Here is a 15701-nt window from a genome sequence, read left to right as displayed (position 1 = left end):
AGAAGAACAGCAGAAGCAAGGATCAAGACAAGGGCTCATCACCCCTTGACCCCATGACCGTCCACCTCACCTCTCACCGCCACCGTAGCTGGCAAAGGTGAGGTCGACAGTCATGGGAGCCCGAGGGCGATGGCCCTCGGAATCACCTTTTCGCGAACTTTCAGATCTCTCCAGCGAGGGGCTCTTACCCCTTGAACCCCTTGGCAATCACGTACCACTCCGAGGAGTCCTTACGGCTCGCGGGCGGCTTGGCGTGCTTGACGCTGGTGAAATGCTTCTTGAGCAGCCCGAGGAGCTGCGCATCGGTGCCACCCGCCAGGACCTTGGCGACGAAGGCGCCGCCGGGCGCCAGCGTCTGGATTGCAAAGTCCGCAGCCGTTTCCACCAGGCCCATCGTGCGCAGGTGATCGGTCTGCTTGTGCCCCACGGTGTTCGCCGCCATGTCCGAGAGGACCAGATCGGGCGCGCCATCAAGCGCTTCCTCCAGCGCAGCGGGCGCTTCGTCGGCCATGAAGTCCATCTGGAAGATGGTCACGCCCTCGATCGGATCGGTCGGCAGAAGATCAATGCCCACCACCGCCGCCTTCGGGCACTTGAGACGCAGCACCTGGCTCCAGCCGCCCGGCGCGATGCCCAGGTCAACCGCGCGCGTCGTGCCCTTGAGCAGATCAAACTTCTCGTCGAGTTCGATCAGCTTGTAGGCCGCGCGGCTGCGATAGCCATCCGCCTTGGCCTTCTTGACATAGGGATCGTTGAGCTGGCGGGTCAGCCAGCGCGCGGACGAAGTGGTCCGCTTCTTGGCGGTCTTGAGGCGTTCGCCCGGATCGCGTCCCGAACGGCTCATCGCCCTGCCCCTGCACGCGTCATCGCGTCCCTTTCCGTATGTGTGGGCGCCCCTGCGGACGGCCGTGTTGTCTGCGACGAGATTAGGCTGCGCAGGATTCCCTCACGGATACCACGGTCCGCAACGCCCAGACGCTCGGCGGGCCATAGGTCGAGAATCGATTCGAGGATAGCACATCCCGCCACGACCAGGTCCGCGCGCTCCTTGCCGATACAGTTGAGCTCGCGCCGATCCTCGATCGCCATGGTCGACAGGCGCGTACTGATATCGCGCATCGACCGCGCCGGCACGATCAGCCCGTCGACCATGCGCCTGTCGTATTGCGGCAGTTCCAGATGCAGGCTGGCCAGTGTCGTGACCGTACCGCTCGTGCCCAGAAGCCGCAGCGGACCGTTGCGCCCGGCACTGCCCCGCGCGCCCGAGATACGCTGCGCAAAATCGGCAAAACTCTCGCTGACGAGGCTGTGCATGTGGCGGTAGCGGGCCAGACGCTCAGCCTCGCAGGTCCCTTCCGGCCCCACGCTTTCGGTCAGCGAAACCACCCCCCAGGGCACGCTCTGCCAATCGAGGATGCGCGGCACCGTACCGGTGCTCTCGATCAGCACCAGTTCGGTCGATCCGCCACCGATGTCGAAGATCATCGCCGGCCCCATGCCTTCCTCAAGCAGCACGTGGCAGCCCAGCACGGCGAGACGCGCTTCCTCGCGCGCGCTGATGATGTCGAGCGCGATCCCGGTCTCCTGGCGCACGCGCTCGATGAACTCCGGCCCGTTCTCGGCTCGGCGGCAGGCCTCGGTCGCGACCGAGCGCGCCAGATGGACATTGCGCCGCATGAGCTTCTCGGCACAGATCTTGAGCGCGGCGAGGGTGCGGTCCATGGCCGCGTCCGAAAGCCGTCCCGACTGGGCGAGCCCCTCGCCCAGTCGGACAACGCGGCTGAACGCGTCGATTACCGTGAAGTGCTGTCCGGACGGCCGCGCGATCAACAGACGGCAGTTGTTCGTACCCAGATCGATCGCGGCAAAGGACTGCCGTGATGCGCCCTCGCGTCCGTTGCCATTCGCCAAGGCCTTGGGGCCCGGAACCTTGCGATCGGACACCCCGCCGCCAGCTGGCCCTTCGGAAGATGCCTTGCGCACGGTTGCCCGCCCACGGCCCAACTCGCGCGGGGACGCATCGCCAGATCCATCGCGTGCCTGGGACGCTCGCCCCTCGCCAAAGCGCCGGCGGGACGCACCGCGCCCGCCACTGTCGGGACCGGAGCCCCTCTTCTCGTTTCGTTCGCGCGGCACTGCGCCTGCCGCGGGCCCGGACGTCGCCTGCGACGCCCCCTTGCCCACAGCTGCCCCGTTCGCGGACCTGGAAGACTTCCCCTTCCGGCCCTTGCGCCGCTTGGAAGCGCGGCGCGGGACATCGACTTTCGCGGCCGGCGGATCATGCTCCGCCATTTTCACCAAATCTCGTTCAAATCTTCCCACCCTGGCGGTGGGCACCTGACGCGATGCTAACCGCCCGCGGACAAAGGGGCAAGCCCGATGCAAATTTCCCCTTGACCCGAATCACACCACCCCCTAGAGGCGCCTCTCCAACGATGATGCCCCGTCGTCTAATGGTAAGACTACGGATTCTGATTCCGTCTATCGAGGTTCGAATCCTCGCGGGGCATCCAACACTTTATCCCTTGACACCAAACCTTGCCCGGAGTGACACAAAGTCTGCCCGCAAGTGGTCTTGGGTTAAATCTTCGCCAGCCATCAGCTAGACGCGAAGCACCCCTCAGCAACAATCAAGCGACCGCGACCGCAGCCAGGCGAAGCCTGGCCGCGCAGTTTTGTGCAACCTGTTGATTGCCACTGAGAAGTGACCCGGGGCGCGTATAAATTACCACTGAGAATTGACCCATGTTTTCCTCCCTTCCGGCTGCCAGTCGGAGGGTCTTAGAGTGATCGACATGGACTTACTCAGTGTGATCCGCCGGTGGCATTTCCGGCAAGGGATCTCCATTCGGGAGATCAGGCGCCGGACCGGCCTGTCCCGCAACACCATTCGCAAGTATCTGCGCTCCGATACGGTTGAGCCCAGCTTCAAGGTTCCATTGCGGCCCAGCAAACTCGATCCCTTCGCGGACAAGCTGACGGGTTGGCTACGAGTGGAATCGAAGAAATCCCGCAAGCAGAAGCGGACTGCCAAGCAGCTGTACGGTGATCTGGTGAAGCTGGGTTACGATGGCTCTTATAACCGGGTGGCCGCCTTTGCGCGGCGATGGCGGTCCGAGCTTCAATATGAACAGCAGACCAGCGGGCGGGGACGTTCGTGCCTTTGGTTTTCCAGCCTGGCGAGGCCTTCCAGTTCGACTGGAGCGAGGATTATGCCGTGTTGGACGGCAAGGTGACCAAGTTGCAGGTTGCCCATACCAAGCTGGCACATAGCCGCGCCTTCATCGTGCGGGCCTATCTGCTCCAGACCCATGAGATGCTGTTCGACGCGCTGGCGCAGGCATTCCGGGTGCTGGGCGGCGTGCCGCAGCGGGGCATCTTCGACAATATGCGCACCGCTGTCGACAAGATCGGGACGGGGAAGGCGCGGCAGGTCAACGCCAGGTTCGCCGCCATGGCCAGCCACTATCTGTTCGAGACGGATTTCTGCAATCCGGCTTCTGGTTGGGAGAAGGGACAGGTCGAGAAGAACGTCCAGGACGCTCGGCGCCGGTTGTGGCAACCAATGCCCAGCTTCCGCGATCTGGCTGAGTTGAACGCCTGGCTGGAAGAACAATGCATCGCCCAATGGGGCGAGATCCAGCACGGTGTGCTGCCCGGCACCGTGGCCGATGCGCACGCCGAGGAAGTTTCCTGCCTGATGCCGCTGGGCCGGCCCTTCGATGGCTTTGTCGAGCAGATCAAACGCGTGTCGCCGACTTGCCTAATCGCCTTCGACCGCAACCGCTATTCGGTGCCTGCATCCTTCGCGAACCGGCCGGTCAGCCTGAGGGTCTACCCGGATCGTCTGCTCATAGCGGCCGAAGGCCAGATCGTGTGCGAACATGCCCGGCTCATCGACCGTTCCCATCACAAGCCGGGGCGCACGATCTATGACTGGCGGCATTATCTGGCCGTGATCCAGCGCAAGCCCGGCGCCTTGCGCAATGGCGCCCCCCTCCTCGAGATGCCCGAAGCCTTCCGGCAGTTACAGGGTCATCTGCTCAAGCGCCCGGGCGGCGACAGGGAGATGGTCGAGATCCTGTCTCTCGTTCTGCATCACGACGAGCAGGCTGTGTTGAGTGCGGTCGAGTTGGCTCTGGAAGCCGGTGTTGCCACCAAGACCCACGTTCTCAACGTGTTGCATCGCCTTATCGATGGCAAGGCGCCTCCAGCAGCGCCGATCGATGCGCCTCAGGCCCTGCGTCTGACGCAGGAGCCCGAGGCCAATGTCGTACGCTATGACAGGCTGAGGGAGATCCGTCATGCGTCATGATCCCGCCAGCGCGGCCATCGTCGTCATGCTACGCAGCCTCAAGATGTTCGGCATGGCTCAGGCCGCCGGCGATCTGATCGAGCAGGGTGCGCCTGCCTTCGACGCTGCCGTGCCTATGCTGTCTGGGCTCCTGAAGGCAGAAATGGCCGAGCGGGAGGTCAGGTCCATCGCCTATCAGATCAAGGCGGCTCGCTTCCCGGCCTACAAGGATCTGGCGGGCTTCGATTTTGCCGCCAGCGAGATCAACGAAGCCCTCGTACGCCAGCTTCACCAGGGCGACTTCATGGAAAACGCCGACAACGTCGTGCTGATCGGTGGGCCCGGCACCGGCAAGAGCCATATCGCCACAGCTCTGGGCGTCCAGGCTGTCGAGCATCACCGCAAGAAGGTCCGCTTCTTCTCCACGGTCGATCTGGTCAACACGCTTGAGCAGGAAAAGACCATGAACCGATCCGGCCAGCTGACAGAACGCCTGCTACGCCTCGACCTGCTCATCCTCGATGAACTGGGCTACCTGCCCTTCAGTCCATCGGGCGGTGCCATGCTCTTCCATCTGCTCAGCAAGCTATACGAGCGCACCAGCGTCGTCATCACCACCAACCTGAGCTTCAGCGAATGGGCTGGCGTGTTCGGCGATGCCAAGATGACCACCGCGCTGCTCGATCGGCTAACCCATCACTGCCACATCCTGGAGACCGGAAACGACAGCTTCCGCTTCCGCGCCAGCACCGCTGCGCCCAAAGCCAGAAAGGAGAAACCCGCATCTTGAACCTGCCCGGAAACGGCAGCACATAAACCATACCCACCCGGGTCAATTCTCAATGGAAATCCCGGGTCACTTCTCAGTGGCAATCAACAAGCACACCAAAGATCGACGGCGGCAGCACCATCGGCTCGCACCCGGGGACCAATTGCGTGATCAACGGCGTACTCGAACGCTTTGCGATGTTGAAACGCTCGTGAACTGGCCACGCCTTGCAGCAGATTTTTGGAGTTGTGAGCGAGGATCGTTTTACGCAACTGCCAATCCTTTTACGCTGGCGCCAGCCTTCAGTGTAGGGACATTCTCATGCTTCGAAAAGCTCGAGCGAATAGGGTGAGCGAATGTAGCGCACGACCTTGCCCCAAGGGAAGTAATCCCGATGAGGGCCCTCCACGATAACCTCATGAAAATCGAGGCGAAGCAGGATGTCACGGGTTATCGTCCGGTAGATCGGTGTGAGCGTGCTCGATGGCTGGCCAATATAGGCATCGCCCTACCCGCATTCCGCTCGCCAAGCATGACGTGACCTGTCGCTGCGAATTCGCTTGCCGTATAGGAACAAATGGCTCGGCATTATCGTGCCATTGAACCATCTCCAGGAGCTTTCCCCTTGCGCGCCATCCACGACCTGTCCGGCCTGATCAAATATGCTGGGCGCGAACCCTGGAAGACACGCCTTGAGGGGTGTCTGGAAGAACATTTCGGACCGGCGGCCGACGAGCTCGACGTCGATTTCGACGAACTTCTCGACATCGTTGGCCCGCACTGGGAAGGTCCCTTGTGGGGCTGCGCGTTCGAAGACCTGATCGGGCGTGAGTTCGATGGCGAAAATCTCGCCGACGATTACCTGAAGCGGCGTGGCTGGAACGAAAAGGCTTCCGTCAAAGCCTATATCAAGGCCCTGCGTCAGACACCGATGTCACTCTACGAAGTAAGCGACATCGTGCCAGGCAAGTCGATGCGTCTGCGCGACCTGCTTCAGGGCGGCGAGCCTGTCACCGTTGAGGAGCGCAGCGCGAGCAGCAGCTTGCACAACTGGGACCGGATTGCCACGCGCCTGATCGTCGGCCGAAGCGGCGCCGTCATTTCTGGAGCCTTGCTGGCATTTAGTCCGGATGGCAGCGAGCAGTTGATCGATGGCTTTGCGAAGATCGGCGCCCAGCCCGACCCGGACTTTGATTTCGACGTAACCGACCGCGCGGTACTGCTGCGCCACAGCGCGCCCGTGATCACCTCGACCTGGCTGCTGGACGCTGCCGGTGTCATGGGCCCGCCGATGCCCGATCTGGTCAACAGTGACGGCGATGATATCCTCTTCCATCGCCTGGTTTTCCCGCTGCCCAAAGGCGTGACACAAAAGCAGATCGCAGCCCGTTTCCAGACCCTGCCCACCTTGTCGCCCGCTTCCGCCAAATTCTGGAATTGGCTGGAAGACAAGCGCATCAAATCCAGGCGGCCCGCGCAGCCCGGCGCGCAAATGCTGGCATCTACCATGGACGATGGCTCGACGATCCTTGGAAACGCCGAGCTGGCGGGACGATTCCTGACGATCGAGGTCAACAGCGCCGAACGCGCGAAGCGTGCCCGAGACCTCTTCATCCCCTTGCTGGGCGATCTGGTGCAGGCACCGTTGACCGAGATCCGCACCGTTGCCCAGATGATGGCTGAACAACGGCAGGAGCGCGACGAAACCGCCGAGCCGGAGATCCCTGCCGCGGAGATGCAGCGCATCGTTCGCGACATGATGGACCGACAATACCGACAGGTCCTCGACGAGCCGGTCCCCGCTCTGGGGGACAAGACGCCGCGGCAGGCCGTCAGGACCAAGGCCGGGCGCGCACAGGTGGTGGAATGGCTGAAGTACCTGGAGAACGGAACCGCCAAATCCGGCAACGAGCAGATGGCCGGTTACAGCCTTACCTGGATGTGGGAAGAATTGGGCGTAGCCGATCTTCGGCAATGACCGGCATAGCCATGTCGCACGAGCGGAATCTCGCAGCGCGAAGCATCGAAGGCAAAGCCCTTTTTGGAACAGCGGAGCGAGGAAGGATTGCGCGCCCCCTGCTAAGTCATTGGTTTCGCAGGATCGGGCAGACGGGTTGTCCGAAAGGGGGTACATCGGGCAAGAACCCTGTCAAAGCCTTGTGACAAAACCCCCGATGTTCCCGATTTGTCAGGCCAACTTGGCTGTCAACGGACACACTTTATCCCTTGACACTAAACCTTGCCCGGAGTGACACGAAGTCTGCCCGCAAGTGGTCTTGGGTTAAATCTTCGCCAGCCATCAGCTAGACGCGAAGCACCCCTCAGCAACAATCAAGCGAACGCGACCGCTGCCAGGCGAAGCTTTGCCGCGCAGTTTTGTGCAGCCTACTCTTGCGCCTCCGTCGCCTGGCAAACTGGACGGCCTGATCGGGCCGGAAGCGGACATCCAGTCAAGCAAGAGAATGGAACCATCAGCCATTGTTCTTCGGAATCTGACCGAATATGCATCTGAGTGGCAGTCGTGATAAGTCCGACCGCTAGCTTGGGGATGCCATGTGAGTTGGACGGAAGACAGGATTGAGCGCCTTAAAGGAATGTGGAGCGATGGCTTTACAGCCTCCCAAATCTCGGAGGCGCTCGGAGGAGTTTCGCGTAACGCGGTAATCGGCAAAGCTTATAGGCTCGGGCTTCGACCACATCGATCAATTACATCGGAAATGTTATCCCAGGTTGCAACTCTTCCATTAGGAAACAGGACCAAAAGCGCGCTCTACAATGACGGCGTGTTTTTCGTCGGCGATTTGGTTCAAAAAACCGAGTCGGAACTATTACGAACCCCGAACTTCGGACGAAAATCGCTAAATGACGTGAAATCGGCGCTTGCCGCTCTGAACCTCGACCTTGGCCTATTTTTGCCCCAGTGGCCGCCTCCAGAAATTGAAAAATTACTGTTGCAATGGGAGGCCGCACGTCGAGTTTCAGAGTTACATCAGGCGCGTGGAGGGGCAACTTTTCAGGCCGTCGATGACCATTTTGTCATGACAGCCGGGGGAGACCAAGACGATCTAGCTGCGGCCCAACGGCCAATGACGCAGCAAATGCACGCTGCCATTCTTCAGCGAGCCCGGAATTTCGTCGATGTTGCTTCGCGTTTAGATAATCAACCGGGTTGGGGGGGCATCAGTCGTACAACAATGAATTTGGTCGATTTGCTTGACCGACCATCTATCTCCATTCCTGACGTCCTCGGCTTCCTTTATCCGGTCGCAATTGAACTCGGATCTTTCATTGAGTTTGACCAGCAGTTAACTGCGGGAGCGGCATCCTACACCGAGCCGCTCGATCCCGAAGTGCGCCGGCCTTTGTCGGACTTAGTTCGGAATCTCGCGCCTTGGCTCCGTGCATTTCCGAGCATACGCGACGCAGATGACGAAGCCAGTCGCTTCCTTGTCAAAGCGGGCGAACTTCAACCCACTTTTGACGTAATCGCCGCAGCGAGCGAACACGATTTGCTCACGGATAGAGATGTTGAAGTTTTCAGACAGTTGCGTGACGCAGCTGATCGCGGCGTGTTCCAAGGAGAAAAAGCTGGTGGAAGGGCGAAGCGCTCTGCGTCAAATTTCGTTATTGGAGTCGCCGCTTTTGCTGGAACCTTTTTCAGTGGAGCAGCGTCTTCTGATTATGCAACTACTTCACCACTGGTGCACAAGGTGGGACAGTTCTTGGTTCGTGCGGAAAAATCGATCGAGGCTTTAGTAGCTGATCTTCCACAAGATCTGAGCCACTCGATCATCGACTTCATTGGTAATTTTCCTTCTCAGATTCCGATTCTGCCCCCGTCCGCTCCCGAAGTAACAATAGTACAGCGCGGCGCATTTCGCAGCCGCGATGACCTATGAAATCAACTCATGCGGCCACACAGTGCTTCGCGTTTACGCTCTAAGTCTGTCCGCTTTCGGGCGACCTTGATACGCACAGAAATTACCGCAATGGGCGCACGCGAGCCGACCGCACGCGCCCCTCATTTTTTGACCAGTCGCGCGCCGGCTATTCGCCGCTGCCTTCTCGCCGCATCTCGAGAAAGCCATCGACGCCAGAGCCTGGGCCTGGGCGACAGTTTGCGCCGCGGTGCGCAGCACTGCTCCATGCTTGGTAAGCTCGAAATAGACCGTGTCACCGGCCTTCAGCCCCAGTTGCTGATACACAAGGGCAGGAATCCTTATCCGGCCATCCGCTGCAACCTTTGCTCGCATGTCCATCTCCCTGCCTCGATTCCTCTTCGGTGACGAAGCCTGCTTCATACCACGGATCAGGCTTTCCTCGGTTCGGCCCATTTCTGGAATTCGGGTTTGCGCAGATTCTCGATCGAACAGCCCCTTGTCGGCGAACTTCACGCCCCGTTGCATGGCCAAATTCAGGGCGGCGACATGATGCAGCTTGAGCCTCTTCGCGATCTCGGTCGTGCCAATGTACCGCTTTGCAAGTATGACGGCATCCACCATTCGAATGTCGCGAAAGGGCTTCCCCGGGCCCAACAGGAAGTCGCTGTAGCGTGAGAAATTGGTGGGAGAGAGGCCGAGGATATCGGCGCACTCCCGCTTGCTCACTGCTACGTCAGCCCAATCCATTTCGCTGTTAAGCGCGAACGCCGGCGCCTTCAAATCGACGTCATCGGACAAACGAATTCGCTCCGCGATCGGGCCTTGGCCTGACGCAAGCGCCGCAGCCAGTCCGCCGTTGGCGATGGCGGCGAGAACAGCCGCCCAGGGCTTGGGACGGCCGCCCAACTGCAACATGAGATCCCAGAGCCGGACGGGGAACCGTCGGTCAGCCACCTCGAGATTGCCGCAAAGGCGCCGCGTGAACTGCGCAAGCGAGGCCTCGTCCACGGTGTGTTTGCCTTTCCGGCCTGGCGGCAAGGGCGCCTCGTTGATCAAGCCCAACCACATCAGTTCGCGCAGGGCATAGCCGGGAATGCCCAGGTTGGCGGACGCGCGGACCAGACGCTTGCTAGCCGTATGCTGACCGGCCAGTCGCTCGATGGCTTCCCTCTCGAACAGGACATGCAATCTTTGCCCATCGAGCGCCAGAACCGAAGGCAGCTCACCGGCGCGCCGCATTTTGACGAGTGTACGCAAATGCGCGCCCGATACCTGCGAGGCCTGATGGGCGGTCAGACCCCTGTCCCTCGCCGCACGGCACTCTTCGATGAAGTCGCAAAGCAAAGCTTGCGGCGCTGGTGCCAGGCTGGACACCCGAGCCCGCGAAAGGAGCCGGTGGCTCGCCCCGCCATTCCCATCGCCTCGTTGCTTCGCATGGGCGTTGATCCGGCCGGCCAGAAGTGCCTCAAACGCATTCGGCCATCCGCAAAGCAAAGGCCAGGTCTGCGCCAAAGCCGCGACGATGAGCTTTGCCAGCTCCCCCTGCGTGGCGGTCTGGCGCCCCAGCGGTCTCGCCGTGCGATGATCGAGCACCGTGGCAAGCGCGCAAGCAAGCTCAAGCAAATCGGCGCTTTCCATCCCGGCGAGCCGAGGAGGCAGCTGCGCGCGGGAAGCCTCCCGTCGGGCCGGGTTGGGATGGATGAGCCCGACCAGACCTCTGAGCTGCGCCCGATACTCTTCGGGTACGCGGGTCGTCTGCCCCCTCACCAGGGGCTCGCCACACAGGTCGCACAAGTCGACGCCCAGTACTCTGCGCCCCAGCCTTGCGCCGCTCGGGTCTGGAGTTTTTGAGCTGACTGTAAGCAGGATCTCAGTCGCGGGGCTGTGAACAGGCGGCCCGCGCAACCATCGTCTTGAGAACGCGCAGGAAAGCCTCGAAGTCCTCCTCGCCGATGTCGCCCATCCATTCCTCGACCATGCACCGCTCGATGGCACATGCCTGCGCGAGGCGCTCCTCGCCTTTTGCGGTCAGGGTCAATCCGGTGCGGTTGCGGCCGGGCAGGGCCTCGCGCAGCACCAGCCCTTCCTCGTCCATGCGCTGGCTGATCGCCATTGCCGAGGCGCGGTTGATCCGCAGTTCGCGCGCCAGACCGCTTTGCGTGATGCCCTCCTTTTCCTCGACGATGGCAAGTGCAGTCACCCAGCTTGGGCGCAGGCCCAGTGGTTCCAGGCGTTCGCGATAGGCGCCAAGGACCGCCGCGCCGCCATAGCTCAGCCAGACGGCCGGGCGATCGCGGAAACGGGCAATCCGCTCCACGTCGGGAATGGAGCTTACTGTCGAGGGTGCAGAAACGGTCACGCAAAAGGGACTAGCAAAATCTCGTGTGTATGTCATACATACGCTCAAACAAGACAACATTGGAGAGGCTCATGTTCCTACGCAATTCCTGGTACGTGCTTGGCTGGACGCGCGACCTTGCTCCCGGAAAGCCGCTTGGCCGTGTCATCATCGGGGCCCCCGTCGTGGTCTGGCGCGACGAAACGACAGGCCGGCTGCACGCGGCCGAAGACCGCTGCCCGCATCGCCATGCGCCCCTCTCGATGGGCCGGGTGGAGGGCGATGCGATCCGCTGCATGTACCATGGCATGAAGTTCGGACCCGACGGGCGCTGCGCCCATGTTCCGCTGCTGGAGACACCTACCAAGGTCGCGATCCGCACCTATCCCGTCGTCGAGAAGGACAGCTGGATCTGGGTCTGGATGGGCGATGCCGACAGGGCCGACGAGGCGCTGATTCCCGATGCCCATGGGATCGACAATCCCGAACAGCCGATGCGGGCCAACAGCATCGAATACGATGCCCACTACCAGCTTGTGCACGACAACCTGTGCGACCTTTCGCATGTCGACTTCGTGCACGAGACGACGCTGCGCATCGCGACGGGGGCCTGGTGGGCGCAGAGTGCACCGCGCATCACCACGCAGGACCGCTCGGTCCGCTTCGAGCGCTGGTTTGTCGACGCCGACCTTCCCGGCGCTCAGAACGGGGAGACGGTCGACACCTGGATCAGCTACGATTTCCATGTCCCGGGCATCTTCGTCCTGCGCGGCGCCCGCTACCCGGCGGGAACCGCGATGGAGTGCGGGATGAAGGAGCCGATCGGCATAGAACCCTATAGCCGCAACATCGAACAGCAGGCCGTGACCCCGATCGACGCCACGCACACCGCCTACCATTACGCCACAGGCCTCATTGGCAGCACGCCGGAGATGACGCGCAAGCTGGCCGAGCGGATGGATGTCGTGATGGCGACCTTCGAGGAAGATCGCGAGATGATCGAGGAGCAGCAGAAGATCTGGGACCGAACCGATCCGGAAATCGAGAAGCTCTTCCTGCCGCAGGACAAGGGCCCGTTCCTGATGCGCAAGATGATGGAGCGGCTGATCCGCGAGGAAGCCACGACGGTGGAAGAGGACGCATGAGCGCGCCGCTTGATCGCGCAGGACCGTCCCCTTCGCCCCGAACCGGGGGCTGCATGTGCCAGGCTGTCCGCTATGAACTGGAAGGAGAGCCGGAATGGGTCTGGCAATGCTATTGCCGCGATTGCCAGTTGGCCACAGGTACCGGGCACACCACGATTGCCGGGTTCCACAAGGACCGTGTGAAGGTTTCTGGGCCAATCGCAAACTACACGACGACAGGTGACACCGGCGGGCGGGTTTCGCGGCATTTCTGCCCGACCTGCGCGAGCCGCCTGTTCACGACGGGCGATCTTCCCGGCCCCTTGATGATCTTCCAGTCCGGCACGCTTGATGATCCCAACTCGGTTTCTCCAACGGCGGCCATCTACGTCAAGGACAAGCTCGACTGGGACCACGTCGATCCGGCACTGCCTCAGTTCCCCGGCATGGAAGACCGCTACTGAATCACCGATGTCTCAACGAACGGATACGAAGGAGCTTGGAACGCATCGTCTTTCTGCCAGGGAGCGTACAGTTCCTCAGGAAACACGGCGCACCGGTCGCCGCCTTCAAAATCTGGAGAGAAGACGTCAAGAAACCCAAGAGGGGCGGATCTGACCGTGCTTTCGATCTTCGCACGTCCGATCCCGAATGCCCCTCTCATGGTCGACGGCAGACTATCAAGCGATGTGCGCGAAAAGGCTCGGAAATGCTCCAAAATTCAAAGGCGGTTCACTATGTTTTGCCAAATGCCATGAAATCGGCAGATATTCGGCATTAGGCTTTACCCAAGGGCACAGCCTGCGTTCGTAGAAGGGAGAAGGCAAAGGATTTGGCCGAGGAACAACCCAGAGGCAGATTGTCGGCGCGCAGCAAGGTGGAGGATCACGACTGGGTTCGCGTTGCGGGTGATGCGCTTGCACGTCAGGGCATCGAGGCGGTTCGCATCGAACGCCTCGCCAAGCAACTGGGCATCAGCCGAGGCAGCTTCTACTGGCATTTCCCCAGTCGCGATGCCCTGCTGGCGCGTCTGCTCGACGATTGGCGATCGTCCTCGACACTGGCGATCATCGCGCGCCTCGAAACGACCGGTTCGTCACCGCATGTCCGTCTGCGCGCTCTTCTGAGGATTGCGTTCGAGCGAACGGAGGAGGATCGCATCCTGACCACCGAACTCGCAATCCGGCAATGGGGGCGCACCGATCCTCGGGCGCGCAAGGCGCTGGAAGAGGTCGACAGGCTGCGCCTGGGGTACTTTGCGAAGTTGTTCGAGGAAATGGATTTCCCCCCCGAAGAAGCACGTATCCGTTCCGCTCTTGCCAACAGCTTCATGCGGGTGGCCCCGTCCTTCCCGGACAGTCGCGGGCTGGAGGACCTGGATGCCGCCCTGGCCTGCCTGACGCGTCCGCTTACGACGCCCTAGAGATCTGCACGCCACTTTTCACCGCACATCAGAGCTCGCACAGCGCTCCTTGCGCGTGTGCCTTCTAGCTCGATTCGGGCTCGCCCCGCTTCGTAATTTATCCATTTACATGGCCCGGATTCGAACACATACAGGTCTGTATGTAACGCCGACAAGGGAACGTCGATTCCCACGCGGCAACATGGGAGAGTGCAGACATGGCTGAATCATCAGCTCTGGAGGATGGCGCCGCCGCGCAGTTCGACATCAAGCGCAGCGCAGCTGCCATGACGGGGTGTCCGGTTTCAGGAGCGGCCGCCGAATATACCCCGTTCGACCACCCCTTCATCGATGACCCCTATCCCTTCTTTGCGCGTGTGCAGAAGGAAGAGCCGGTCTTCTACAGCCCCGAAATCGACTACTGGGTGGTGACGCGTTACGAGGATGTGCGCGACATATTCCGCGATCCGGCAACATGGAGCGCCGCGATTACGCTCAGCGCGGTAACCCCGATGTCCCCGCAGGTCCTGCAACGACTCCGCGAAAGCGGGTTTCGCATGAATCCCGTTCTCACCAATCTCGATCCGCCGCAGCACGCCCGTATCCGCAAGCATGCGACCAATGCCTTCAGCACGAAACGTGTCGCTGCCGCAGAGCCCTGGATACGCCGCCTTGCGGACGACTTCATCGACAGGCTGCTGGCCAAGCCAGCCGATCCGGACGGGCATCGTCACGCCGACATGGTCAGCGAGTTCGCCTACGATCTGCCCGCGCACGTCGGCATGCGTTTTGTCGGCATCCCGGATGATCGCGTGCCCGACGTCAAGGCCTGGACCGCGAACCGCGTGAGCCTGACCTGGGGGCGCTGCACCGAAGAGGAGCAACTGGACGAAGTCGAAGGCCTCATCGCGATGTGGAAGTTCTGCGAGGACCACGTTGCGGCGATGATGGAGAAAGACGAGGACAGTTTTCTAGGCCATCTCGTTAGCTGTCACCGCGCCAACCCGCAGGACCTGACGATCAACGAGATCGAGAGCATGCTGTTCACGATGATCGTGGCCGGGCACGAAACGACCTCGAACGTGATGGCCAGCGCCTTGCTCACCCTGCTGCAGGACAGGCACCTGTGGGAGCGCCTCGTCGCCGATCCGTCGATCATTCCGCAGGCAGTCGAGGAAATGCTGCGCTACAGGCCCTCGGTGATCAGCTGGCGACGGGTGGCAACGCGCGAGACGCAACTGGACGGACACACGATCCCGGAAGGCGCCCGCATCCTTTTGATGATCGCCGCTGCCAACCACGACCCCACCCATTTTCCGGAGCCCGAGAAAGTCGATCTGTGCCGCGCCAACGCATCGCGTCACTTCGCCTTCGGCCACGGTGTCCATCTGTGCGTGGGCGCAGGGCTGGCGCGGCTCGAACTGAAGGTGTTCCTCGAACAACTGGTCGCGCGCATGCCGGGCATGAAACTCGATTCCGGGCAGACATTCGCGTACCCCTCGAGTCTCTCGTTCCGGGGGCCAATCCGGCTCGGCGTGCATTGGTGAGGATCGCCTTCGGGCTCGGATCGTGAGGGCATTGCGCCGGGAATACCTGCTCTTCGCGGGGACTCCCGGCGTGCATGCATGCTTCATTTGAAACGGGTGTTTGCACGCTGAAATCGGCTGGCACAGCGGATTGCTCGGTTGAGGTCGCGACACTCTGCGCGCCGCACATCTGCCCTGCCGACGCAACGTTCTACTCCCGTTTTTCGGTCACATGGCCATGGGAATGCGTGGGAGTTTCGCGCCTTAGGGCCGGGGCTGGTCCGCTCGGGTGCTTTTCCGAATTTCGGGTCTGCATCAGGCAAGTCATCAAAATATGCAACGACGTTGCATTTTGTCTTGATGAACG

General features: G+C 61.4%; 11 protein-coding genes, 1 tRNA gene and 1 pseudogene. 9 read left to right on the top strand and 4 right to left on the bottom strand.

Going from position 1 to position 15701, the window contains the following annotated elements; all coding sequences use genetic code 11:
* Positions 1-184: 184 nt before the first annotated feature.
* Positions 185-844 carry an RlmE family RNA methyltransferase gene (locus LC060_RS01600; RefSeq protein ID WP_039389288.1) on the bottom strand — a complete coding sequence of 220 codons (660 nt, stop codon included), beginning with the start codon at positions 842-844 and terminating at the stop codon, positions 185-187.
* On the bottom strand, positions 841-2292 hold the full coding sequence (locus LC060_RS01595; RefSeq protein WP_226632123.1) for a Ppx/GppA phosphatase family protein: 1452 nt from the start codon (positions 2290-2292) through the stop codon (positions 841-843). Before LC060_RS01595 ends, LC060_RS01600 begins: the two co-directional genes overlap by 4 nt.
* Before the next feature lie 147 nt (positions 2293-2439).
* Here LC060_RS01595 and LC060_RS01590 point away from each other — a divergent pair.
* The 5 genes and pseudogenes from LC060_RS01590 to LC060_RS01565 all read left to right on the top strand — a co-directional run bounded on the left by LC060_RS01590 (position 2440) and on the right by LC060_RS01565 (position 8962).
* Positions 2440-2513: transfer RNA gene (locus LC060_RS01590), tRNA-Gln, on the top strand.
* A gap of 282 nt (positions 2514-2795) precedes the next feature.
* Positions 2796-4315 (top strand): annotated as a pseudogene (gene istA, locus LC060_RS01585) (IS21 family transposase).
* On the top strand, positions 4305-5084 hold the full coding sequence (istB, locus tag LC060_RS01580) for an IS21-like element helper ATPase IstB (protein WP_226632121.1): 780 nt from the start codon (positions 4305-4307) through the stop codon (positions 5082-5084). The pseudogene istA and the gene istB overlap by 11 nt, the downstream one beginning before the upstream one ends.
* A 604-nt stretch (positions 5085-5688) precedes the next feature.
* Complete coding sequence (locus LC060_RS01575; RefSeq protein WP_226632120.1) at positions 5689-7041, top strand: hypothetical protein; 1353 nt, start codon at positions 5689-5691, stop codon at positions 7039-7041.
* Between the two features lie 577 nt (positions 7042-7618).
* Positions 7619-8962 carry a GcrA family cell cycle regulator gene (locus tag LC060_RS01565; protein WP_413465082.1) on the top strand — a complete coding sequence of 448 codons (1344 nt, stop codon included), beginning with the start codon at positions 7619-7621 and terminating at the stop codon, positions 8960-8962.
* Positions 8963-8995: 33 nt separating this feature from the next.
* Here LC060_RS01565 and LC060_RS01560 read toward each other — a convergent pair whose 3' ends face one another.
* Together LC060_RS01560 and LC060_RS01555 are read right to left on the bottom strand one after the other, a co-directional pair.
* Positions 8996-10582 (bottom strand): AbrB/MazE/SpoVT family DNA-binding domain-containing protein, encoded by a 1587-nt coding sequence (locus LC060_RS01560; RefSeq protein WP_226632118.1) that lies wholly within the window; start codon positions 10580-10582, stop codon positions 8996-8998.
* Positions 10583-10814: 232 nt separating this feature from the next.
* The gene (locus LC060_RS01555; RefSeq protein WP_226632116.1) at positions 10815-11303 is read right to left on the bottom strand and encodes a MarR family winged helix-turn-helix transcriptional regulator; all 489 of its coding nucleotides are present in this window, start codon (positions 11301-11303) and stop codon (positions 10815-10817) included.
* A gap of 71 nt (positions 11304-11374) precedes the next feature.
* On the opposite strand from LC060_RS01555, the gene LC060_RS01550 reads away from it, so the two are divergent.
* The 4 genes from LC060_RS01550 (at position 11375) to LC060_RS01535 (ending at position 15355) form a co-directional block, all read left to right on the top strand.
* The gene (locus LC060_RS01550; RefSeq protein WP_226632114.1) at positions 11375-12427 is read left to right on the top strand and encodes an aromatic ring-hydroxylating dioxygenase subunit alpha; all 1053 of its coding nucleotides are present in this window, start codon (positions 11375-11377) and stop codon (positions 12425-12427) included.
* 53 nt (positions 12428-12480) lie between these two features.
* Positions 12481-12870, top strand: a complete 390-nt coding sequence (locus tag LC060_RS01545; RefSeq protein WP_226632112.1) for a GFA family protein — start codon at positions 12481-12483, stop codon at positions 12868-12870.
* A 395-nt stretch (positions 12871-13265) separates the two neighbouring features.
* Positions 13266-13829 (top strand): TetR/AcrR family transcriptional regulator, encoded by a 564-nt coding sequence (locus LC060_RS01540; protein WP_226632111.1) that lies wholly within the window; start codon positions 13266-13268, stop codon positions 13827-13829.
* Between the two features lie 197 nt (positions 13830-14026).
* Positions 14027-15355: a cytochrome P450 gene (locus tag LC060_RS01535; protein ID WP_226632109.1), complete on the top strand. Its 1329-nt coding sequence runs from the start codon at positions 14027-14029 to the stop codon at positions 15353-15355.
* Positions 15356-15701: the final 346 nt, after the last annotated feature.

Source organism: Novosphingobium profundi (assembly GCF_020524485.1).
Lineage (GTDB): Bacteria > Pseudomonadota > Alphaproteobacteria > Sphingomonadales > Sphingomonadaceae > Novosphingobium > Novosphingobium profundi_A.
The sequence above is the reverse complement of the archived record's forward strand: the minus strand, read 5'-3'. Positions and strand labels throughout refer to the sequence as shown.

Excerpts from the sequence above, each read along its gene's own strand:
- istB (WP_226632121.1), top strand. The coding sequence starts at position 4,305 with ATGCGTCATGATCCCGCCAGCGCGGCCATCGTCGTCATGCTACGCAGC.
- LC060_RS01600 (WP_039389288.1), bottom strand. The coding sequence starts at position 844 with ATGAGCCGTTCGGGACGCGATCCGGGCGAACGCCTCAAGACCGCCAAG.
- LC060_RS01595 (WP_226632123.1), bottom strand. The coding sequence starts at position 2,292 with ATGGCGGAGCATGATCCGCCGGCCGCGAAAGTCGATGTCCCGCGCCGC.
- LC060_RS01560 (WP_226632118.1), bottom strand. The coding sequence starts at position 10,582 with ATGGAAAGCGCCGATTTGCTTGAGCTTGCTTGCGCGCTTGCCACGGTG.
- LC060_RS01545 (WP_226632112.1), top strand. The coding sequence starts at position 12,481 with ATGTGCCAGGCTGTCCGCTATGAACTGGAAGGAGAGCCGGAATGGGTC.
- LC060_RS01535 (WP_226632109.1), top strand. The coding sequence starts at position 14,027 with ATGGCTGAATCATCAGCTCTGGAGGATGGCGCCGCCGCGCAGTTCGAC.
- LC060_RS01550 (WP_226632114.1), top strand. The coding sequence starts at position 11,375 with ATGTTCCTACGCAATTCCTGGTACGTGCTTGGCTGGACGCGCGACCTT.